The organism is Enterococcus sp. AMC2644 (genome assembly GCF_058216475.1).
Genome location: NZ_CM177095.1, coordinates 2,412,085 through 2,436,240, shown reverse-complemented (window position 1 = coordinate 2,436,240; position 24,156 = coordinate 2,412,085). Strand labels below are relative to the sequence as shown.

General features: G+C 34.3%; 18 protein-coding genes. 2 read left to right on the top strand and 16 right to left on the bottom strand.

Annotated features, from left to right (window positions below):
- Positions 1-45 precede the first annotated feature (45 nt).
- The gene (locus tag AC4BC5_RS11880) at positions 46-1,332 is read right to left on the bottom strand and encodes an extracellular solute-binding protein (protein WP_490495575.1); all 1,287 of its coding nucleotides are present in this window, start codon (positions 1,330-1,332) and stop codon (positions 46-48) included.
- 229 nt (positions 1,333-1,561) lie between these two features.
- Between AC4BC5_RS11880 and AC4BC5_RS11875 the strand changes: the two genes are divergently transcribed.
- Positions 1,562-2,470 carry an ArsR/SmtB family transcription factor gene (locus tag AC4BC5_RS11875; protein WP_490495574.1) on the top strand — a complete coding sequence of 303 codons (909 nt, stop codon included), beginning with the start codon at positions 1,562-1,564 and terminating at the stop codon, positions 2,468-2,470.
- A 454-nt stretch (positions 2,471-2,924) separates the two neighbouring features.
- Here the strand turns inward: AC4BC5_RS11875 and AC4BC5_RS11870 are convergent, their stop codons facing one another.
- The 5 genes from AC4BC5_RS11870 to arfA all read right to left on the bottom strand — a co-directional run bounded on the left by AC4BC5_RS11870 (position 2,925) and on the right by arfA (position 10,576).
- Positions 2,925-4,196 (bottom strand): glycoside hydrolase family 27 protein, encoded by a 1,272-nt coding sequence (locus AC4BC5_RS11870; protein WP_490495573.1) that lies wholly within the window; start codon positions 4,194-4,196, stop codon positions 2,925-2,927.
- A gap of 25 nt (positions 4,197-4,221) precedes the next feature.
- Positions 4,222-6,141, bottom strand: coding sequence for a glycoside hydrolase family 127 protein (locus tag AC4BC5_RS11865; RefSeq protein WP_490495572.1), 1,920 nt, complete (start codon positions 6,139-6,141; stop codon positions 4,222-4,224).
- Positions 6,142-6,151: 10 nt separating this feature from the next.
- Entirely contained in the window at positions 6,152-7,312 is a 1,161-nt protein-coding gene (locus AC4BC5_RS11860) for an arabinan endo-1,5-alpha-L-arabinosidase (RefSeq protein WP_490495571.1), read from the bottom strand.
- Positions 7,313-7,624: 312 nt separating this feature from the next.
- Positions 7,625-9,064, bottom strand: a complete 1,440-nt coding sequence (locus AC4BC5_RS11855) for an alpha-N-arabinofuranosidase (protein ID WP_490495570.1) — start codon at positions 9,062-9,064, stop codon at positions 7,625-7,627.
- Between the two features lie 18 nt (positions 9,065-9,082).
- The gene (gene arfA, locus AC4BC5_RS11850) at positions 9,083-10,576 is read right to left on the bottom strand and encodes an arabinosylfuranosidase ArfA (protein ID WP_490495569.1); all 1,494 of its coding nucleotides are present in this window, start codon (positions 10,574-10,576) and stop codon (positions 9,083-9,085) included.
- A 980-nt stretch (positions 10,577-11,556) separates the two neighbouring features.
- On the opposite strand from arfA, the gene AC4BC5_RS11845 reads away from it, so the two are divergent.
- Positions 11,557-12,450, top strand: coding sequence for an ArsR/SmtB family transcription factor (locus tag AC4BC5_RS11845; protein WP_490495568.1), 894 nt, complete (start codon positions 11,557-11,559; stop codon positions 12,448-12,450).
- A gap of 568 nt (positions 12,451-13,018) precedes the next feature.
- Here the strand turns inward: AC4BC5_RS11845 and AC4BC5_RS11840 are convergent.
- The 10 genes from AC4BC5_RS11840 to AC4BC5_RS11795 all read right to left on the bottom strand — a co-directional run bounded on the left by AC4BC5_RS11840 (position 13,019) and on the right by AC4BC5_RS11795 (position 24,017).
- Entirely contained in the window at positions 13,019-13,969 is a 951-nt protein-coding gene (locus AC4BC5_RS11840) for a glycoside hydrolase family 43 protein (RefSeq protein ID WP_490495567.1), read from the bottom strand.
- A 24-nt stretch (positions 13,970-13,993) separates the two neighbouring features.
- Complete coding sequence (locus AC4BC5_RS11835) at positions 13,994-14,401, bottom strand: DUF4064 domain-containing protein (protein WP_490495566.1); 408 nt, start codon at positions 14,399-14,401, stop codon at positions 13,994-13,996.
- 6 nt (positions 14,402-14,407) lie between these two features.
- Entirely contained in the window at positions 14,408-15,253 is an 846-nt protein-coding gene (locus tag AC4BC5_RS11830; RefSeq protein WP_490495565.1) for a carbohydrate ABC transporter permease, read from the bottom strand.
- Between the two features lie 11 nt (positions 15,254-15,264).
- Positions 15,265-16,143: a carbohydrate ABC transporter permease gene (locus AC4BC5_RS11825; protein WP_490495564.1), complete on the bottom strand. Its 879-nt coding sequence runs from the start codon at positions 16,141-16,143 to the stop codon at positions 15,265-15,267.
- A gap of 72 nt (positions 16,144-16,215) precedes the next feature.
- Entirely contained in the window at positions 16,216-17,448 is a 1,233-nt protein-coding gene (locus AC4BC5_RS11820; RefSeq protein WP_490495563.1) for an extracellular solute-binding protein, read from the bottom strand.
- A 345-nt stretch (positions 17,449-17,793) separates the two neighbouring features.
- Positions 17,794-18,831 carry an aldose epimerase family protein gene (locus tag AC4BC5_RS11815; protein ID WP_490495562.1) on the bottom strand — a complete coding sequence of 346 codons (1,038 nt, stop codon included), beginning with the start codon at positions 18,829-18,831 and terminating at the stop codon, positions 17,794-17,796.
- A 198-nt stretch (positions 18,832-19,029) separates the two neighbouring features.
- Positions 19,030-20,454, bottom strand: a complete 1,425-nt coding sequence (gene araA, locus AC4BC5_RS11810) for an L-arabinose isomerase (RefSeq protein ID WP_490495561.1) — start codon at positions 20,452-20,454, stop codon at positions 19,030-19,032.
- Between the two features lie 13 nt (positions 20,455-20,467).
- Positions 20,468-21,169, bottom strand: a complete 702-nt coding sequence (locus AC4BC5_RS11805; RefSeq protein ID WP_490495560.1) for an L-ribulose-5-phosphate 4-epimerase — start codon at positions 21,167-21,169, stop codon at positions 20,468-20,470.
- Between the two features lies 1 nt (position 21,170).
- Positions 21,171-22,784 (bottom strand): xylulokinase, encoded by a 1,614-nt coding sequence (locus tag AC4BC5_RS11800; protein ID WP_490495559.1) that lies wholly within the window; start codon positions 22,782-22,784, stop codon positions 21,171-21,173.
- Between the two features lie 150 nt (positions 22,785-22,934).
- On the bottom strand, positions 22,935-24,017 hold the full coding sequence (locus tag AC4BC5_RS11795; protein WP_490495558.1) for a GntR family transcriptional regulator: 1,083 nt from the start codon (positions 24,015-24,017) through the stop codon (positions 22,935-22,937).
- Positions 24,018-24,156 lie beyond the last annotated feature (139 nt).

Sequence of the window (24,156 nt, the reverse complement as noted above, 5' to 3'; positions counted from 1 at the left end):
ATATGAGAGAGGAGCTCTAAAAAGCTCCTTCTCTCATGAGTAGATTTATTTATTTGAATTATCTTTTGCAACTTTATCTGCTACTTCTTTTTGCATTGATGGAGCAAAATCACTCACTTCTGCTTTACCAAAAACAACATCTAAAGCATGTGCATCCATATATTCAGACACATAACCATTATATTTGTAGTCGAAGATTGTTAAAGTTTCTTGGATAGCTGGATCATTGATAAACATTGATTGTGGCATTTCTAAATACTCATCGTTGTTTAACAAATCAAGCGTCGCTGGATTTTGTCCTGCTTTTGCCCATTCTAGTGAGTTCGTACGTACCCATTCTAAGAAATCCATAATTCCTTTAGTTTTTTCGTCTGAACGATTTTCGTTTTTAAACATTACGAATTGATGTGAAGAAGACCAGTTAACTGCTTTGCTTAAATCATCAGAAATTTGTGGTGCATTTGTCAAGCCCCAATCAAATTGTGCTTCATTTACATCATTTCTCATCCAAATTCCTTCTGGATAAAACATTACTTTACCAGCTACAAATAATTGATAAGGATCTTCTCCATCTTTTGTAGTAATTCCGCTATCGTATAGTTCTTTCCATAATGCAATAGAATCTTCCATCGCTGGGTTATCAAGTGTTGGGTCAATTCCATCTGAACTTAATTCGCCACCATTTTGTTTATATAAAGAAAGAAGAATTGGTTTCATCCATGTAACACCCAAAGCTGAAACATCATCTTTTTGAGCTTTTTCTCCTGCTTCTTTAATTTCATCATAAGTAATAATGTTGTCATCAAGAGCATTAGGAGCATATTTTTCAACTAATTCTTTGTTGTAATAAGTACCTGATGTATGAATATCAAGTGGAACTGAATAACGTGATCCATCAAGATCTCCAATATTCCACGCCTCTGGTACATAGTTTTCTGCTTTAATTTCTGGATAATCAGCCAAAGCATCATCGTACGCTTGTAGCATATCATTATCTTTGTATTGCTTGATTCGTTCAGCATGAATAATATTTAAGTCTGGTATATTTTTACCAGAGTTAACAACTGTAGGGATTTTAGTATACATATCCCCTTCTTTCATAGAAACATTTTTCACTTTAAATTCTGGATTGGTTTTATTATACTCATCAACCATCGCTTTGATATTTGATCCATCTGGTCCAGTGAAAGGATTCCAAAAAACAATTTCATTACTTCCGCCTTTTGATGAACCTGATGATTTTGAATCATCTGATGAATTCCCACATCCGGCAAGTATACTCACACATGCCCCTGCCATCAAAACAATACTTGCAAATTTTTTTACACGCATTTTTAGTCCTCCTATTATTACTTTTTAGTTAACGACAATCCAATCGTTTTTAACTAAATAGTAATTTGTTTTTTATTTATTAATTTCATATATAAATTAACACCAGCTGTAAGCGATGTCAACACCGTTTTATAGCAAAACAGCAAAAACAACTTTACAGTTAAACCTTTTTTCGTTATAATTCAATTGCACCCTTTGCATAAACTAAAAAGTTAATGGAGGTTTTAACATGGAACTTGATTTGAGTAAAGAATCTGGACTGGTTTACCAAGCCTTAGCTAGTGAAACAAGATTAAAAATTATTCGGTTTCTCGGAAATCAAAAAAAAAGCATCGGAGAAATTGCAGATTATTTAGAAATCAGTAAAGCCATTACTACTCGTCATATACAACAAATGGAAGATTGTGGACTCTTAGGTTCAGAACGTGGCATAAATGAACATAGAAATAAAAAAATAGTCTATCTAAAAGTCGATGATATTCATATTAAATTTCCCGAAAAAGTCTACTCGGAATTTCAATTACATTCTACTGATTTAAAAATTGGTCACTTTACAGATTTTTCAGTTAAGCCAACTTGCGGGTTAGCAACTGTAAAAGAGATTGTTGGAAAATCAGATGATCCAAAATATTTCTTAGATACAAATCGTGTTGATGCTGCCTTATTATGGTTTAGCGAAGGCTTCGTAGAATACAAAATTCCTAATTTGCTACGCGAAAATGAAGTACCCGAGATGCTTGAAATCAGTTTTGAAATCGCTTCAGAATTTCCGATTTCAAATAATATGTGGCCTAGTGACATTTCAATTTTCATCAATGATATCAAAGTAGCTACATATACTGTACCAGGAAATTTTTCTGATGCACGCGGACGCTATACACCAAGATGGTGGAACGACCATTTTAGTCAGTACGGATTGTTAAAACATATTCGTATTAATAAATTAGATACAGGTATCGATGGTGAGAACTACTCCACAGTTACGATTGACAACCTAAAATTACACGATCATCCTGTAATAAAATTACGTTTTGAAATCGAAGAAGATGCAAAAAATAAGGGTGGACTTACTTTATTTGGTCAAGGATTTGGTAATCATGATCAAAATATTTTAATTAATACCTACTATTTAAGCTAAATAGACAAATAAACTTTATTTGCTAACTAAACGAACATAAAATAATTGATTTCTCAACTTAACCGTGCATCCTTCGAACGATAAAAGGATACACGGTTAAGTTGAGCTTTTTTTCTTGATGTATAATATTCATGAACTTTCTTCGTCATTTTTCTGCAATGACTTTTGTTAAGACAAACATAATTGATATGTACCTTTTAAAAAAACCTTTCCAACTAATTGTTTGAAAGGCTAGTTCAACATATGTTAAATCAACTGTCGAAGAGAATCATCCTCGCTTGTTTACTCTTAAAAAATATCAGCTTGCTTCCTTACTTTCACTGAGACTATGAATTACTATTCAAAAAAACCGTCTCTGGTAAAAGGCTTGCCAGCCAAATTACCAGAGTAACGGTTTCATTTTTTATTTGTCTAACGCCTTACCTTAATAAATATTACACTAATTGTCATTTGACTAAAAAGAAACTAACAACACGCCGTGAGAAGAAACCATTTGATTCTGTTGAATATTTGTTTGTTTCCATACATCACGAATGATTTTTTCTTGACCAATAAGTTCTGACCAATTATCTAAATGCAACTCCTGTTTTTCATCACTTATATTAAAAAAGGCTACATATTCTTTTTCTTCACTAAATGCATACCAAACAATCCATTTCTCATCTCGATAATACTGACGTCGACCAGTTAATGATTGATACATTTCTAAAATTTCTTCATTCGTAAATAAGTTCATAGTGAATGCATCAATATCAGGTAAGGTACCTCCATACATCAACGGTGATTGAAAAATAGTCCACAATGACATCAATAAGTATTGCTCGTCTTTAGTAAACCGTGTCCAATTATCACCACCACCGCCATCATGTGCTCTAATACCAATATGTCCAAGCGGTAACATATCACAATCCGGCCAATTACCAGGACGAACAAACGGTGCCCATTTTTCACAACGATCAAACATTTGATATAATGCATCCCAATGATCCCAAAAGTCGTCAGTCAATCGCCACATATTGGCATGTTCTTGTAGGAAGGTACCATCATCTAATTGTGCTGGTCCTGGTGACAGAGAAAGAACGATGGGGCGTCCAGTTTTATCAATCGCTTGGCGAATTGCCGCAATTTCCTTACGGTGTGCTCCACCATATAATTTAGAATCTGCAATATCGTCAACTTTAATAAAGTCTACTCCCCATTCTGCATACAATTCTATCAGCGAATCATAGTACAGTTGTCCCTCTGGTAAATCTACATTTACACCATACATATCAGAATTCCATGGACAAATATTATTTAATGCAATATCTCTAGCTCTCTTTTCAGTACCTTTAATCGCCGTATTTTGATGGACTGCCTGTCGCGGAATCCCTCGCATAATATGAATGCCAAACTTCAATCCTAGACTATGAATGTATTCGCCCAATCTCTTGAATCCACAACCATCTGCAGCACTTGGAAATCGATTTTCAGCGGGAATTAATCGAGAATACTCATCCATAGCTAAATGATAAAAATCGTTATATTTAGTAGAACTAGCTTCAGGTTCAGACCATTGGATATCTACAACGATGTATTCCCATCCATATTTTTTCAGATGAGCTGCCATAAAATCCGCATGATTACGAACCTCATCCTCTCTAACTGAAGCACCGTAACAATCCCAACTATTCCATCCCATAGGAGGCGTTTTGGCAAACGTTAAATGATTATCCTCTTTTTTCATTTCACTATCACACTTCCTTTTAAAATTAATTTTTTGATTTCGAAAACCATACCTGCATCTCTGTCTCCCCACGGTTCCCCCACAAATGATAAGGTACTAGAATCAATTTGTGGACTTTTTGAGCGTCGCTTTGATTAAATTGATACAATTTCGATGATTGCCATAGTTCCGTTTTCTCTACCATCATTTCCAATTTTAAGGTTTGCTCTAAAATTTCTGCTGTTACATTTGTTTTAACCGCAAGTAGTTTTGATGGCATATGAAGCAAGTGGAGATTCTGGCCATTGTCTACTCCTTCGGCACAATAGACGAACGGTCCTTTTTGAATGGCTGTTTTATTTACATTGTCTACCACATATGGATTACAATTAATCAACAATACTGGCTGCTCAAAAGTAAAGGTTCGTTTCGTATCTCCTTCAAGTTGTAAGATGATATAACCCTCTTCTTCCTTATAATCAGCTTGCTCTGCTACCATATTTTTGACCCAGTAAGGCTTGCGTAAGTAGATAGTTTTTTTAGGTCCCCGATAATCAAGAGTTAGTTGATTTTCATAAGGAAAATTAGTCTGTTGTTTCAGATAGAAATTTTCTGTCTGAATGTCACTCTCTACAAAAAGATTGACATATAGTTTTTCTTCTTTCATTAGATAGATATATTGTTCAAGCGATGCAATTGTTCGCGCAAAATTCGGCGGACAGCAGGCACAACCAAGCCAGTCTGGTCGCTGCGTTTTCACATGCCCCTTCCCTGGATTACGATGGCATTGATCTGGATTCACTGATAAAGGATTAACATAGAAAAAGTGTTTTCCATCGATTGCTGCCCCAGCAAGAACACAATTATACAATGCACGTTCGACTACATCGATATAGGCCGTTTGAGGATCAATTTTAAATAATTCATAACCAAAGTACACCAAAGCAATAGCTGCACAAGTTTCACAATACATTGTATCGTTAGGCAAATCATAGTCCCCTGTAAAGGCTTCTCCATGTACTGTCGAACCTACCCCACCTGTCACATAAAGTTTTTTTTCAACAATGTTTTCCCAAATTTTTAAACAAGCATTATACAAGTCCTCATCACCTGTATGATTGGCAATTTTTGCCATACCTGCGGCCATATATAGCATCCTAACTGCATGTCCTTCTGCCGATGTTTGTTTTTTGGGCTCGGCATAGGCTTGTAAATATACCAAATTCACATCAGATACTTCCGTACTCAGACCTTCCAGTATATTTCGTTGTATTTGCTTATCATAAAAGTCTGTATCTTTCCCTCGAACATCAAGAAAAAATTTAGCCAAACGTAAATATTCAGGATTTTTTGTAAATTCGTAAAGCTTCCCTAGCGCCAATTCAATTTCTTGATGCCCATCAGCTCCTTGTATCTGTCCTGCTTTTTCTCCAAAATGCACTTGAATATTAGCTGTAGCTTTTAGTGCGATAGCAAGCAATGTCTTTTTACCTGTTGCTTCAGCATGGGCAATTCCTGCTTCAATTAAGTGTCCAATACAATATAATTCATGGCTAAAATGTAGTTGACGATATTTCAAATCGGGAGCTTTCAATTGAAAAAAAGTATTCAAATAACCATCTTTTTCTTGTGCTTGAGCAATAAGAAAAATCACTTCATCCATCAATTTTTCCAGTTGTTTATCAGGCTCTCTTTTCAAAGAATGAGATGCTGCCTCTAACCATTTATAAACATCACTATCCTGAAAAAACCAACCAAAATGTTCTCCTTCTGTCATACCAGCAACGATGCAAAAGTTCTCTAAAGCATGACTTTTTCCAGCTGGTAATTGCTCATCCTTGCGTTCTGCTTCCACGTTGACTTCAATTGAATCATTCAAAACAGCATATTGATACGGAAGGACTGTTTCACTAACTAACTGTTGATAATACGTCCAAAAGGTATCTTTAATCTTAACTTTACTCATTTTATCCCTCTCAATCTGTGCTAATCTTCTTTCCAATTACTGGTTGATTCGATGATGTTCGTCCGGTAAATAATATTCGATGATGTTTATCTTTGTAAATAATTCCATTAGTAAAAGCGTCTTCATCTAAAATCAATTTTTCTTGTGACTTCACTACATTAGATTGTTCATTAAAAACAATCCACTTCCACTTTCCAAAAATCCCTTCTTTAGAAGATAACGCCTCAACCTTACCATCAAATTCTTCAGCGCCTACTACTGGCCAACCATCTGCTAACCAGAATAGCGGGCGAACTTGGACAAAAAAATCATCACTAAATGGTTTTCTGCGAGCATGATGGACAAGATATACTTGTTGGTTATCATCAACAAAAATTGAGTTATGTCCAGGTGCATACAAGGTTGGTTCTTTTTGCCATTGGTAACTTCCTAATAATTTTGTACCTACATCATTTGGCTCAATACACAGATCTGTTAATTTTTGATTTTGCATGTCGTAATAAGGACCATCGATTTCTTTTGAACGTGCAACACGAATATTGTAGCTATCGTTTAACGAATCAAAAGAAACAAATAAATAATAATAATCTGTTGGTTGATGATAATAAATGAATGGACCTTCGATTGCTCCTTCTACAGTCTGTGATCTAACTGCAATTTTTTTACCATAGTCTTCGCTTGTAGTTTTTCCAGTCTCCTGATTAATTTGCATAATATAGATTCCTTCAAAAAATGAACCATACACCATCCAAGGTTGACCTTTTCTATCATAAGAAATGTTTGCATCTATCGCATTGTGTCCAGCTAACTCTTCATTAGTTTTCACTACTTCACCTTGATCAATCCACGGACCTAAAATGTTTTTTGAGGTAGCTAAACCAATCATGGAAGTTGTGCTACCAAATGTTGAAGCGGAATAATACATCCTGAATTCATCACCAACTTTGATAACTTCTGGTGCCCAAAGACCAACTGCATTAGACCATTCTTTGGCTTTTTTGGGTACACCTTTCAGCGCTGTTCCTTCAAATTCCCAATGGATTAGGTCTTTGGAGGAACGAATTGGAACGCCACTGGTTTTTGGGAAAGTAGTATCTGTTGAAACAAGGTAATACGTATTTTCCACTTTAATAATAGTGGGATCATGTACACCGTTTTGATAATTTTTCATTATAGCTCCTATGCTCCTTCTATTTTCCTAAAAAAAAAGACAGAATACATTAAAAATGCTTCTGCCTTCTCCTGTTACCACCTATTATCTGGACATGATTTATGTTGTAAATTTGCTCTAAATTTATAGAAGCAGCCACATTTAGTACACGTATGTTTAGAACGAAATGGACACATTTCACATTTTTCTAAACGTCCCATTAATTTCTTTTCAGAAACAAGATCTATTTCTAATTCAAGTTGCTCTTTTATCAGCGACTCAACATCAAAAGCAGTGGCTTCTTTTTTTATTTCACAACCAATACACGTCATATTACAGTTCAACAACCAGTGTCGTAACTGACATAGGTGGCACTTGTACTTGTAAAGTTTCAGCTATTTTATAATCTTCAAAAGGAGTCAGAGTGATTTCTTCTGGCTGCTCAAAGTCATTATGACTATCCATTTTTTCACCATAAATATAGTTGGCTTCTACCACTTTTGCTTGGTCTTCTAAAACAAATTCCAATACATCTGCTTCAGTCAGTGAATAATTACAGATAGAAATAGTCAAACGATCATCCTTCTTAGAAATAGTGTAGGATGTTGTTGCTTGGCACTCACCATAAGTCTCCACCAATTCAGCTTCTTGATGATTTTTATAAAGCTCAAACACATAATAACTTGGTGTTTTCACCATTTTTTCACCTTCTGTTAAAATCATCGCCTGTAAAACATTCACTGTTTGGGCAATATTAGCCATGTGTACCCGATCTGCATGTTTATGGAAAATATTTAATGTGATTGCTGCCACCATAGCATCCCGAATTGTATTTTGTTGATATAAGAACCCAGGATTTGTGCCTGGTTCAACGCTCAACCAAGAACCCCATTCGTCAACAATTAATCCTACACGTTTCTCAGGATCGTATTTATCCATGATTGTACTGTGTTTAGTAATCAATTCATCCATTTTTTTAGCGCTATCAAGCAAACTCCACCAGTGAGCTTCTTCAAAATTTAAAGCTGGACCTTTCTCTTCCCAAGCACCAGTTAAAGCATAATGGTGTAAACTAATACCATCCATCCAAGGACTGGCAATTTTCATCACTTGCTCCATCCAATGGTAATCATCGATATTGGGTCCACATGCAATCTTATAAATTTTTTCTTCACCATAGTGTCTAACATATGTTTGATAACGGCGATATAAATCGGCATAATACTCTGGGCGCATATTTCCTCCACAGCCCCACGACTCATTACCAACACCAAAGAATTCAACTTTCCATGGTTTATCACGTCCGTTTTCTCTGCGGAGAGTAGACATTGGTGATTCACCATCCATCGTCATGTACTCAACCCATTCTTGCATTTCTTGAACTGTACCGCTTCCAACATTACCGTTAACATATGCTTCACAATCTAATTGACTAACTAGTTCAAAAAATTCATGCGTACCAAAATGATTATTTTCAGTTACACCACCCCAATGGGTATTTACAATTTTCTTGCGGTTTTCTTTAGGACCAATACCATCTTTCCAATGGTATTCATCCGCAAAACAACCTCCGGGCCAACGCAAAACTGGAATAGCAATATTTTTCAATGCAGCTACTACATCTGTACGCATACCATTGATATTAGGAATAGTCGATTCTTCACCTACATATAATCCTTCATAAATACAACGACCTAGATGCTCTGCAAAATGCCCATAAATGTGCTTACTAATTTTTGGACCACTTTTTTTATTTAAAACACTGATTGTCATAAATTTCTATTCTCCTTTTTATACTCCCAAACGAATCACATTCCATGATAAAGGCGCCAATGTTGCTGTTGCTTTTCCTTCAGATAATAAAATTTCTTCTGAATTTGTAGGTTTAATAGCAGCATTTTTTTCAGTATTTACTGCCTTAATATCATGTCCAGACATTTGAGAAAACTCCTTGATTTCCTTCACTTTAAATCCATCTAGTTGAATATCAAAAGCTAGGTTTTCTTCCCCACGATTGACAGCAAAAACAACCAACTCATTTTGTTCATTGTTTAATACGGCAATACTTTCTAAATAAGGAACCTCATCGAAATCCTCTGTTGCATAAGTTTCACTTTCAACAATAGGACGAATAACTTGACCGCGCCCATAATTAGACACTTGTGCAAAAGGATAAAAAATCGTTTGTCGCCAAGCGTCGCCTTCAGGATTGGTCATAATTGGTGCAATAACGTTAACAAGCTGTGCTAGACAAGCAATTTTGACACGATCAGCGTGTTTCAATAATGTAATTAAAAGACAGCCTAATAATAAAGTATCCTCAAAATTATAAACATCCTCTAGCAATGGCGGAGCAACTTGCCATGGTTTAATTGCTCCATCTTGCTCATTTGAGTGATACCAAATATTCCATTCATCAAATGATAAATTGATTGTTTTCTTACTGTGTTTTTTCGCTTTAATTGCATCGCAAATTGCTACAACTCCACTAATAAATTCATCCATGTCTAATGAACGAGCTAAATAATGTTTTAAATCATTGTTGCGATTACCATAATATTGATGCAATGACAGATAATCAACGTATTCATACGCATGATCTAGAACTGTCAGTTCCCATTCGCCGAAAGTCGGCATATGACTTGCTGAACTACCACATAGAACTAATTCAATGGAATCATCGACTAACTTCATGGCTTTAGCAGTTTCTTCTGCTAAACGACCATACTCCTCTGCTGTTTTATGTCCAATTTGCCATGGACCATCCATCTCATTTCCTAAACACCAGGTCTTAATAGCAAACGGTTCTTCTCGACCATTTTTTTTACGAAGATCACTCCAATAGGTTCCCCCTTCAAAGTTACAATATTCAACAATATTTCGTGCCTCATCGATTCCACGTGTCCCTAAATTAACAGCCATATTGATTTCGGCTCCAACTTCTTCTGACCATTTAGCAAATTCATGCATCCCTACTTCATTTGTTTCCAGTGTTCGCCATGCCAAATCTAAACGTTTCGGACGATTTTCGATAGGTCCTACGCCATCTTCCCAGTTATACCCAGAAAGAAAATTTCCTCCAGGATAACGTATAATTGGAATATTCAATTCTTTAACAAGTTCCATGACATCTGTTCGAAAGCCTTCTTCATTAGCTGCAGGATGACCCGGCTGATAAATCCCCTCATATACAGCTCTTCCCATATGTTCAATAAATGATCCATACAATCTAGGGTCTACTTCTGCAAATTGATTGACTTTATTTACGATTAATTTTGCTTTCATTTGCTCCTCCTTTATATAAATGTTTATATGAATTTTAACAGATGCAGAAAACGTTGTCAACAACATACATGTTAATATCGGAGGTTTTTTTATTAAAAAAAAAGAGAAAACACCATAATTGTTAATATTAATATTAATGACAGTCTGTTTTTTGTCTAATAAGGCTATAAATTACACAATCATTGGAAAATTCGATTTTTCAAATCAACCATTTGCATAGCAGAAGTATTTATTATCCGTTAGTCACTTGCCCCATATCATCAAAATTATACTTTTTTAAAATATCTAGTATCTAGAAATCAAACTATGTACTCTAATGAAATAGTTTCTTCATATGAATCAGCTAGCTTTTATAGTGTTATTCTGCAATAACTAAACCCTAAACCTCTTGATTTATTATAAATAGTAGACCATTAGAATACGTAAACACCTTTGAATCATCATTAATCAAGTCCTAGTAAACTTCAATTACAGATTATACATTTTTTAGATTTTCCCTGTTAATTTAATAACTAATGAGTTTTATTGGATATTTTATAAAAGAAGAGAGATTACCAAAACCAACAAAAAATCCTACAGCTCCAGTGCACATTCACAGATTCAAATTCATCTTTAACTTTTTAAAAATATTAAAAAAACTAATAACATAGAATTTATCTTCTGGATTGAGTCACTTAATGGATTATGTTGTTTCTTGTCCAACATCACTACAGAAATTCAATAAATTGATTAAAAATTATTTGTTGTTAATGGAAAGTTTTTCTTCCATAGAACAAATATCCCACCCCCTGCTATCTCCATTCAATTTCAATTCTTTATTAAAGTTCGTATTCATTAACATTAACATTAATAAAAAAAAGCTATATATCATGCAGATAAACTTGAAAATTAATAAAATACAGAATTATAAATTAACATAGCTATTTATTAACATTTATGTTAAAATATTTGAAAATAACTATTAGAAAGGGTGTTTTTTTATGCAACTGCAGATTAATGAAGAAGCTTTACCTGTTTACGAAGCACTAGCTAGTTCTGTTCGGATTAAGATTGTTCAACTCTTATCAAAAAATAAAATGAATATCAAAGAAATTGCTTCTGCTATCGGTTTGAGCAGCGCTATTACAACTATGCATGTTTCAAAATTAGAAAAAGCCAATATCATTAAAACTGAAAAAGTTGGACAACAGAAAATTTCTAGTTTACGTGTCGATAAAATTGAGATCAACTTTCCTGAAAAAATATTCAATGCGTTTGACACAAAAGAAAGTTCACTCCCCATTGGTCATTATACAAACTATTCTGTCACGCCAACTTGTGGTTTAGCTACTGCAAATAATTTCATTGGAAAAGTTGATGAACCCAAATACTTTATGGACACTACTCGAATGGATGCTCAATTGTTATGGTTTACAAAAGGCTTTGTAGAGTATCAAACACCAAATTTTTTAAATGAAAATGAAACACTAGAAATGATGGAAATTTCAATGGAAATCTCTTCAGAGTTTCCTTTCTCCAATAATAACTGGTTATCCGATATTACTTTTTCTTTAAACGGTCTTGAAGTGGGCACATGGACAAGCCCTGGTGATTTTGCAGATATTAGAGGGAAATATACTCCTGATTGGTATCCAGACAATCAAAATCAATATGGTCTTTTGAAAACTATCCGCATCATGCATCATGGTACATATATGGATGGTGAACCCTTATCTGACGTAACGATTGAAGATTTGAAAAGTAGTGACAATGATTTATGGAAGCTAAGAATTGAGGTTAAAGAGGATGCAGATCACGTTGGTGGTTGCAGTTTATTTGGTCGAAACTTTGGAAACTATGCTCAAGATATTAAGATAAAAATGTTTTATAGTTAAAAAGTAACTAGTCGCCTTACACCTATTTTTAACGGAATTTGTTCATTATACTATTTGGAAAAAGAATCTTTAACGACTACTATTGGTAAAGGTCTAGAATTTAGAATAGAATCTTTGGATCAAATAGCATTTTCGCTACTTGATCTTTTTTTATCTTAAGTAGTAAGATATGGCAGAATTTCCAAAGATAAACAAATATTTTAATTGTGAAATAGACAAGCTACCTAACCTCCTATAATCCTTCTATTTGATTACTTAATATGGCTATTTGTTACTTCAACAAATACATTTAAATAAGGCAAAAAAATTTTTTCTAATACTTCTTATATGTTCGAACTATCGTTTGATAATTTTCAAAAATTATTTTGTAACTTAGCCTGAGCAAGTCTTCAAAATACCGGATAGCGTTATTCCTCAGAATGACAGAGGACTTGCAGGAAGGCTTACTATTTTGCTTAGCTACGTCATGACAGTTTTTGAAAACCGGTTTTATTACATTTTGATTATTTAGACAAAAAAAGAGTGTTGGTATTTTCTACCAACACTAAAAAAGTACAAATCCTTTTTCCTATTCTTGTGATTGACCTGGAATTCCAAAATTAGGAAACCCTTCGCTAGTCCAGTGAAACACTTGTGCATTAGCATGACGATTGGGATTATCTAACGGATCTCCGACTTTATTTTTCTCTGGTCGTGCATGATAAATCAGTACGTCTTCCGTATCTTCTTCATTTCTCGTAAATGAATTATGACCCGGTCCATATAATTGATGACTCTCCGATGATACAAAGACTGGTTCTGGAAGCTTATGCCAAGAAAAACCATCCAGTAAATCTGCATCTTCCTCTGCCCATAATAAACCCATCGCATAATTCTCATCTGTGGCACTACCAGAGTAACTGATAAACACTTTTCCGTTCCTTACTATTGCTGCAGGTCCTTCATTGACCTTAAAGCCGATTTTTTCCCAGTCATATTCAGGGACACTCAGTAATGTTTGTTTTCCTTCTAAAATCCATGGATTTTTCATCTTTGAAAGATAAAGATTTGAATTACCTGGAATTCGAGGATCTTGTTGAGCCCAAATATAATATAATTGGTTTCGATGCTGCAACACTGTTGCATCTAAACTGAAACTGTCGAATTGTGTAACAATCTGGCCTTTTTCTACCCAGTCAGTATTCATAGGATTATCATGACTATTTTCGATGACAAACATCCGATGATGATTCTTGGCATCGCGTTCTCCTTCGGCATTACTTGCAGCAAAATAGATATACCATTTTCCTTCAATATAATGAATTTCCGGTGCCCAAATCAGACAGCTCATCGGTCCCTCTTTAGGAGCTTGCCATACAGTCATGATCTCTCCATCTTCTAAGCCATTTAACGTTTTAGCACGTCTAACTTCAATTGACTTATATCCTGGTACAGAACCAGTAAAATAATAATATCCATCCGAGTGGCGATAAACCCATGGATCAGCTCTTTCTAAAACAATTGGATTACGATACTCCAAATATCTTCCCTTCTTTCCTATATATTAATTATTTTTAATTACTTTTTTATATGCCTGATTACGAGCAATATAAATAATTACCGCAGCCAGATATAAAAATACTCCTATCAAGTCAAAAGAGAAAAATTGAATAACAACACAAAAAATGAGCCACACTAAAATTTTTTTATTTAGTAATTCATCATTTAAAAAGCGAACAGCAAAAAGTGTCACTATTCCTGTCACTAACATAAACAGACCAAAAATCATTACCACATTTACTAAACTATCTACCAAACTAACTGAAAAATAATCGATTTGATTAGCACTAGAAAAAGCTTGCGTCCCTTCCTTTTTCAACCAATCTGAATAACCAAAAATGGTTAATAGGGCAGTAAAAATATTCCAACATGCTCCTATTAATAATAATATTTTTTCTGCGTTGTGCTTCATTATATTTTATCCTTTCACACCTGCATTTAAATTCATCGATTGAACGAAATATTTTTGTGCAAATAAAAATAGTAATGTTGTTGGGATAATCGCTAAAAAGGCAGATCCCATTAATTGTCCAACCATTCGATAATTGCCATAAATATCCTGTAATAATAACAACCCGGCAGTTATTGGCATTTTTTCAACATCATTGTATACGATAACTGGCCATAAAAAGTCATTCCAAGAACCCGTAAATGAAAATAGAGCACATACAATTAATACAGGTTTAATCATTGGCAAAATAATTTTTGAGTAAATAGTGAATTCACTTGCTCCATCTACTCTTGCAGATTCATCAAATTCTTTTGGGATTCCCTTCATGAATTGTCTTGTTAAAAAAATATTACCCATTCCTGCTAATCCAGGGATAATCATTGCTAAAGGTGAGTTCACCCAGCCAAATGATTCAATTATTTTGTAAGAAGGAATTAAATTAACGACTCCAGGAAACATTGAAATTCCCATGAGTAAGAAAAATAATTGATCTCGGTATTTGAATCGTAAGCGTGAATAACCATATGCAGTTAGAGAAACGACAATAACAACTAATATTGTATGTGTCGTAGCAATAAATAATGAGTTTCCCAACCACCGTAAAATCGGAGCTGTCGAAGTATTTTCTAAAATAGCAATATAATTTTCTAAAATCCAGTCAACTGGCAACATTCTGAATCCTATTGATACTACTTCACTCTGTGAACGAAACGATGTCATAAAACCAAAAAACACCGGAACCATCCAAATAAAGCAAAGAATTGTTAAAAATAAATAGGAGATCCATTTAGATACTGAACTCTCTTTTTTCATGAACTTTCCTCCTATACTGAATTTTTATTCATTACATAATATTGAGCAGCAGAAATTACTAAAATAATCAAGCCTAAAAGAACTGCCATTGCAGATGCCATTCCAGCAATCGACTCCCCATGTCCAAATGCCAACGAACGGATATACATCATTAAAACATGTGTGCTTTGTTTAGGACCGCCCTTTGTCATCATCAATGGTTGAGCAAAAACATTAAAAGCACCTGCAGTAGTCATAACTAATGTATAAATTAGCGGAAACTTAATAGAAGGTAATGTTATATGAAAAAATTTTTTCATTGAATTAGCGCCATCAATTTCTGCTGATTCATATAAATCTTGGGATATACCTGCTATTGCAGCTCTATAAATAATCATATTTCCTCCAATACCACCCCAAATTGTAACGATTAAAATTAAAATCCATGAATAAGGCTGATGTGCTGCCCAAGAAATATCAATACCAAAAACATTATTGGGAATTCCTAATTTTGAGTGAAATAGTAACGACCATATTAAAGCTGCTGCAGAGATTGAAATCAATCCTGGGATATAAAGAATCCCTTGAAAAACACTTTTAAACTTAATTTTCTTATTTTCTAAAGCCACAGCAATTAACAATGGTAAAATAATTAACCACGGAACTGTAAGAAGTACAAATATAAGTGTGTTTTTTACACCATTATAAAATTGAAAATTAAATGTCGAACTTTGATCAAATAGAATTGTTTTATAGTTATCTAGTCCTACAAATTGTGGATTCCCCACTAGATTCCATTTTGTAAAAGAAGCATATATACCATAAACAGTTGGTATACAAATGAAAATTAAAAACAATAGCAGATGAGGTCCAACATAAAATATTGGTTTTAAATTTCGTTTTGTCTTCATAAAAATCTCTCTTTCTCTAATGGTGTATTGAACATTCAATACACCATTAGCTTAATTTAACAGTTTTAAAAACTAGTTATTTTCGACTATCTTATCTTCAACAAATTTTTGCATTGTTTCCAAGCCTTCTTCAATACTCATATCCCCATAAACTATATCCATACAATAGACATTAATTGCTTCTTCAACATAAGGATAATATTCATAAGTAAAGATGTGTAATGATTCTACTTCTTCCGGTGTAGAAGTAAAGAATGATTGTTTGAAGTCTTTAAACTCAGGACTTTCCACTACTTCAGTACTAGCTACAATTTGTCCAGCTTTTGCCCATTCAATTGAATTCTCGCGAATGTACTCTAAGAAGTCAGCAATTCCAGCCTCTTTTTCATCTGTTCTATTTTCATTTGTCAGCATAGAAAACATATGAGAAGAAGCTCTATTAGTAAATTTATCTGGCGAATAGCCATAGACATTAGTTACACCGTAATTCAAACCATCTACTTCATCATGCGCTGTAGACGTCCAAGTACCATCTGTAGAGAATAGCACATTCCCAGATTGGAACATTAGGTAGCCATCTTCTCCATTAGGGGTCATTAGACCAGCATCAGCAATCCCTTTAATTGATTCTAACGCTTTCTTCATTTCTGGTGTATTAACAGTAGGTTTACCATCCACTTGAATGTCGCCATTTAAATTAATAATTTGAGCCAAAATAACCCATGAAAGCAATGAATTATTAACAACAAAGTCTCCATCTTCCATTTTATCTGACAACGACATCATTTCATCAAAAGTTACAACATCATCATCCAAAAAATATTCAACATTATATTTTTTTAACAAATCCATATTGTAATACATGGCACTGGAATGAATGTCTAACGGAACAGTGTACTGAACACCCTCAACTTCTCCGGCTGACCATGCTTGTGGTAAATAGTTGTCTGCATTTATTTCTGCTTTACTACTTAAAACATTATCCATCGATTCTAACATATCTGATTTAACGAACCCTGGAACACGATCGGCATGAATTAAAGTTAAATCTGGGATATCTTTCTTAGAGTTTATGACTGTATATATCTTGGTATACATATCTGAGGTTACAATAGATTTAACTGGATATTCGGGTTCTGTCGAATTATATTCTTTTACCATGTTATCCATATATGCTCCGTCATCGCCTGTCAACGGATTCCAAAAAACAATTGTATTAGGATCTTCTTTCTTACCACACCCACCAAGAAGTAAAATAGAAAATAACGCCATACTACCGATTCCTAATATTTTTTTCAATTTCATGTTTAACACTCCTTATTTTTATAATATTAAATACTAAATTAGTAATAATTCAATATTTTTTTCAAAACCTCACATCGATATCTTGATATGCTTACTCTAAATTTTCAATCCTACTCTGTAACCACTTTCATATTTAAAGAAATAAGATATCAAATTTTCATGCTTATTTTTATTCTCCTTTCTCAATTCGTTTAACTTATATATAAATATACAATAAATAGAAAACGCTGTCAATAACATTTTTACATACTATTTTATAGTATTGATAAAAATAATTAACATTAATATTTAGATTAAGGTCAAAAAAAATAAAAATAGATACAGAAAAAGTAGTTAACACTTAAGTTAATTACTAAATCTATACTCTACCCAATACTCCACAATCGCACCTTTTTTCAACAAAGGCGTTTGAAATTGTGGTTCATTGACTGCATTAGGGAAATATTGCGTTTCTAAACAAAGGCCTTCTCGGAAACGATAAATCGCTGCTTCTTTGCCTAAAGTATGTGACATGAAGTTGCCTGTGTAAAATTGGACTCCGGGTAGATTTGTCGTTGCTTCCATCACAATCCCACTTTGATCGCCTGTCAAACGAACAAAGCCCTTCGTTGGATCATCCAATACAAAATTATGATCGTAGCCTTTCGCATAAACAAGTTGATTATACGCTTGATCAATCTCTTCTCCAATTGGTTTTTCTACTCTAAAGTCCATTGGAGTCTGTTCCACTGAAAGAATTTCACCGGTCGGAATTGCTTGGCTGTCTTTCATCGGTGTAAAATGACTCGCTTGTAACTGTAGGCGATGATTCATAATGGTTCCGCTGTTGTGACCATTCAAATTAAAATAACTATGATTGGTTGGATTCAACACTGTATCTTTGGAAGAACTTCCTTGATATGTAATCACTATTGAATCTTCTGTTAATTGGTAACTCACATCTAAAGTCAATTCGCCTGGATAGCCTTGATCGCCATCTGGACTAATTAGGCTAAATGTAATCTTATTATTAGCTTCATCTACCGTTTTAACGTCCCAAACTCTTAATTGATACCCAGCTTTTCCACTATGCAGATTGTTTTCTCCATCATTTTTAGTCAATTGATACGTTACACCATCTAATTCAAAACAAGCATTTGCAATTCGATTCGCATTACGGCCAATCGTTGATCCTAAATACAAATCATCGTTTGTCTCATATCCTTCAACGGTATCAAAACCTAAAACGACATCTCTCAGTGTGCCTTCTTTATCTGGAACCCATAGATTGGTTAAAACCGCCCCAATATTACTAACCGTCATTTTTAAGCCCTTTTCATTTTCAAACGTGTATAAAAATACCGCTTCTCCGGTTTTTGTTACACCAAATTTTTCCTGATTCATTTGCTTTGCCCTCTTTTCTTTCAATTTAAAAGTAAACAATTGAAACTATGACATAAGTAAAAACAAGACAAAAATATCCGAAAAATATAGACTGAGTAATACTAACTCCAATAAATTTGTGACGAGAATTTGCTGAAGTAATCTCTATAAGATTCGGATATTTTACTGTTAAATAGACTTATGTTCCAATTTTATTGCTTATTTAATTACAACGGTTTCTAAATCAACTAATTTCGCCCATGTTTCAATTTGATCAGCAGTTAAGTTCAAAGAAAGCACAGTATGATGTCCTCCACCAGTTTCAATCCATGATTTCACTCCTTGATAAAAATCTGGTTTTGGCGTCCACATGACACGAGCAACTGGTAAATTAGGTGCTTCTTCAGTCGGCTCAAAAGCATCTACTTCATTGATTAATAGTTTATATTGCGTACCAAAATCAGCCATAGAAACAACTACTCCTGATCCACCTTTTCCATCAAATACTAAACGTGCTGGATCTTCACGATCACCCATTGATAATGGCGAAACCATAATTTTTGGTTTATTGGCAGCCAATGATGGGTCTACCTCCAACATATGAGATTGAAGAATCGCTTCTTTTCCTTTCGCTAGTTCATAAGTGTAATCTTCCATAAAACCGGTATTTTGATTATGCGACATAATTTTCATTAAACGATCAATCGCTGCTGTTTTCCAATCGCCTTCTCCAGCAAATCCATACCCTTCCATCATTAGACGTTGTACAGCTAGGCCTGGTAACTGTTGCATTCCATACAAGTCTTCAAAGTTAGACGTAAAAGCTGAATAATTTCCAGCTTCTAAGAATCGACGAATCCCAATTTCTTGACGCGCTTGCACTTTCACATGCTTTTCCCAAATTTCTTCATCATATGAACCAAAGTCAAAATCGTATAACTCCCGATATTCTTCAAACAACGCATCCACTTCATCTTGCTTAACAGCCTCTACATATTGTACCAAATCGCCAATTCCAAAATAGTCGACAGTCCAGCCAAATTGAATTTGAGCTTCTACTTTGTCACCTTCAGTCACACCAACATTACGCATATTATCACCGAAACGAGCCACTTTAATATTGAAACTTTCAAGGTAAGCAACTGCTACGTCCATCCATTGACTGATTTGTATTTGAACAGATTCATTTTCCCAGTAACCAACGACAACTTTATTTTGTTTATTTAAGCGTGCATTAATAAAACCATACTCACGATCTCCATGAGCAGCTTGGTTTAAATTCATAAAGTCCATGTCAATTGTTGCCCAAGGAATGCTTTCATTGTATTGAGTAGCTAAGTGTAACAAGGGTTTTTGTAATAATTTTGTTCCTCTAATCCACATTTTCGCAGGTGAAAATGTGTGCATCCAAGTAATCACTCCAGCTACTTCATCACGATAATTGATTTCTTTCATTACTTTTGTAATCGTATCAGCTGAAACTGCTAATTCCTGTAGTACGACTGGATAAGGTAATTTCCCACTATTGTTTAAGCCATCAGCAATAGTTTGGGCATTTTTCTTCACTTCTTGTAAAGCTTCTTCTCCATATAAATGTTGTGATCCTACAACTAACCAAAATTCTTTTTTTCCAATTTCTAACATATTCATTCGCTCCTTATTTCTTTTTTTGTCCATAATAGGCATTTTTTCCATGTTTACGTAAATAATGCTTATCTAAAACTCGCTGAGGTAACACTTCTGCAAAATGATTTAGCTCGCGTGCAAAAAGATTCATTTTAGCTACTTCATCTAAAACAACTGCATTAACAACTGCTGATTGAGCATCTTTTCCCCAAGTAAACGGACCATGTCCATGAAGTAATATTCCTGGTACCTCTATCGGATTAATTTGGCGTTCCGCAAAAGTATCGGCAATTAAGTAGCCAGTCTGTTCTTCATAACCTAAATCTATTTCTTCTTGTGTCAAAAATCTCGCACAAGGAACTGCCCCATAAAAGGTATCCGCATGAGTAGTTCCCATCGCAGGAATATCTAGCCCCGCTTGCGCCCAAATAGTTGCCCAAGTTGAATGCGTATGAACAATTCCACCTATTTCAGGGAATTTTTGATATAAAACTGCATGAGTAGGTGTATCAGAAGATGGATTTAATTCACCTTCTATTACATTCCCTGCAAAATCACAAACTACCATATCACTAGCTTTCATCGTCTCGTAATCAACACCACTTGGTTTAATAACGAATAAATTTTTTTCACGATCTACTGCTGAAACGTTGCCCCAAGTGAATTTGATTAATCCGTGTTTGGGTAAATCCAAATTAGCTTTAAAAACTTCTTCCTTCAATTTTTCTAACAAGTTACTTCCCTCCTAATTTCAAATAATCAATTGCCGCTTGTTCAATTGGTAATCCTTCTTTATAACGATGAATGAAAGATTCATATCCTTCTAGCTCTTCATCAGTCGGATAAATCGTTACTCCTTCATTTTCTGAAAAGACATGCTCATTTAAGTAATCTTCTAAAGAGAGGTCATCTGCTACTTGTAGATAAGCTGCTAAAATCGCAATTCCCCATGCCCCTCCTTCACCAGCTGTCTCCATTACTGTAACGGGTGCTTCCATCGCAGAAGCTAAAATACGTTGTGCAACTTCAGGAGTTTTAAAAATCCCACCATGAGCAACTAATTGATTAATTTTAATTCCTTCATTTTTTAAAATATCCATACCTACACGCATAGCGCCAAAAGCACTCGAAAGATGTACACGGATAAAATTCGCTAAATTAAAGTTACTTTCTGGTGTGCGAACAAATAAAGGTCTTCCTTCATTCATACGTGTGATATTTTCTCCAGAGTAATAACCGTAAGATAACAATCCACCGCAATCTTCATCTCCTTGTAATGCTTTTTTGAATAAGGTCTCATAAAGTTTATCCATGCTAATATCTATACCTAACTCATCAACAAACTCTTTAAATATTTTCAACCAGCCATTAATTTCTGAAGAACAATTGTTAGTATGCACCATCGCTACTAGATCACCGACTGGTGTAGTCACTAAATCAATTTCACGATGCACTTCTCTCATCTCTTCTTCTAATACAATCATTGCAAAAGCCGATGTTCCTGCTGAGATATTTCCAGTGCGTTTCGTAATACTGTTAGTCGCCACCATCCCTGTTCCTGCATCGCCTTCTGGTGGACAAAAAGCTATCCCTGATTGTAAATCACCAGACGGATCCAATAATTTGGCTCCTTCTTCTGTTAGTCGACCTGCATTTTTTCCTGCCACAAGTACTTGTGGTAAAATCGCTTCTAATTTTAACGAAACACCTTCGTCATCTAAGAGTTCTTGGAAAGTCGCTATTTTCTTCTGGTCATAATTTTTTGTTAGTGGATTAATGGGAAACATTCCTGATGCATCTCCCACACCTAAAACTTTTTTTCCTGTCAATTTCCAATGTACATAACCTGCTAATGTAGTAAAAAAGGCTACTTCTGAGATATGTTCTTCTTTATTCAATATTGCTTGATACAAGTGAGCTATACTCCATCGTTGAGGAATATTATATTTAAATGTTTTCGTTAATTTTTCTTCTGCTTCCTCAGTTGTCGCATTTCTCCATGTACGAAAGGGAACTAACAATTGGTCATTTTTATCAAAAGCAAGGTAGCCGTGCATCATCGCACTAAAACCAATAGAACCAACCTTATCAAGAGTCTCTTGATATTTTTCTGACACTTCCGCCGTCATATTCTGATAACTGATTTGTAACCCCTTCCATATTTGCTCCAGAGAGTATGTCCAAACCCCTTCAACAAGTTGATTCTCCCATTCAAAACTCCCTGAAGCAATTGGTTCCAATTTTGAATCAACTAAAACAGCTTTAATTCTAGTTGATCCTAATTCAATCCCTAAAGCAGTATGACCATTGATAATATCTAGCTTTTGTTTGTCAACAACATGATTCATTTCTCCACAAACCTTTCCTATTGAATTCCCTTTCATTTTAAGATAGATGTACGTACATGTCAATATATTTTTAATTTATATACGTACATGTACTTGAAAATTTGTTTCTATTACACCTAAATCAAAAAAAGACTTAAGATTTTCAAAATCTTAAGTCTTTTTGATATTCTCTATAGAATCTCTTTCGATAATGTCAGGAGTATAACTAATCCCTGGCATTTTTTTACCAGTTTTAATTGACTTCACAATCCACTCCGCAGCATCAATGCCTAGCTTTTCTTTTGGGTGTTCTAATGTACTCAATTGTACATCTCCTATCTGACTTAAGCTAGAGTTATCATTTCCAATAATAGATATATCTTGAGGAATATTTATTTTCTGTTTCAATAGTAATTGACTAACATTGTTAGCAAGTTCGTCATTGTAACATACGATTCCTGTAATATCTCCTTGTAAAACTCTTTTAAGTACCATAGACAGAACTTCCATTTTAGTTTCTGTTGTATAAGTTATTATATTTTCAGCAGCCAATGCCATTTTATATTTTTCAAAAGCTTGAATAAAACCTTTCATGCGATATTTCCCCTGTAAATCATCGATTTTTGTTATGAGTAAAATATTACGATGATTATTTTTTAACAGTAATTCTGTTGCTAGATATCCTCCAGAAATATCATCTACAGCAATCTTAGGGATATCTAACTCTTCATAAGAGGCATTAATCATCACCATTGGAATCCCCTTTTCCATTAATTGAACATATAGAGCCAGATTCGGATTATACTGATTACTCTTTGTTGGCTCAATAATTAATCCCTGAACATTCTGATGAAGCATTTTTTCTAAACACTCTTTTTCTTTTTGGTAATTATTATTTGTACTAGCTAATAATAGTGAGTAACCATTTTTACTTAAAACATCTTCAATTCCTCGAATAATCGAGGGGAAGATATAATCTGATACGTATGTAGTAATAACACCGATTGTTTTACTTTCTATAAGTGTCGGTTGTCCTTGGCTAAATACATTATCCACATAGGTTCCAGAACCTTTTTCTTTTCTTAATAATCCCTCGTTTACTAAAATAGAAATCGCTTGGCGAATAGTATGTCTACTCACCTGATACTCTGCTTGCAGCTGAGATTCAGAAGGTATTACTTGATTCATTTTATATTCTTGTTGATTAATTTTTTTTCGTAACTGGTCAGCAATAAGCTGATATTTTGCTTGCATTTTCTCACCTCTTTTTATCAAATAAAGATTGATTCCATATTAATCACGCTAACATTACAAACTTTATACAGAAATATTGGAAATAACTACTAACACAATTTCCATTCTATAAAATTATAGTCACAATATTTTAGATTGT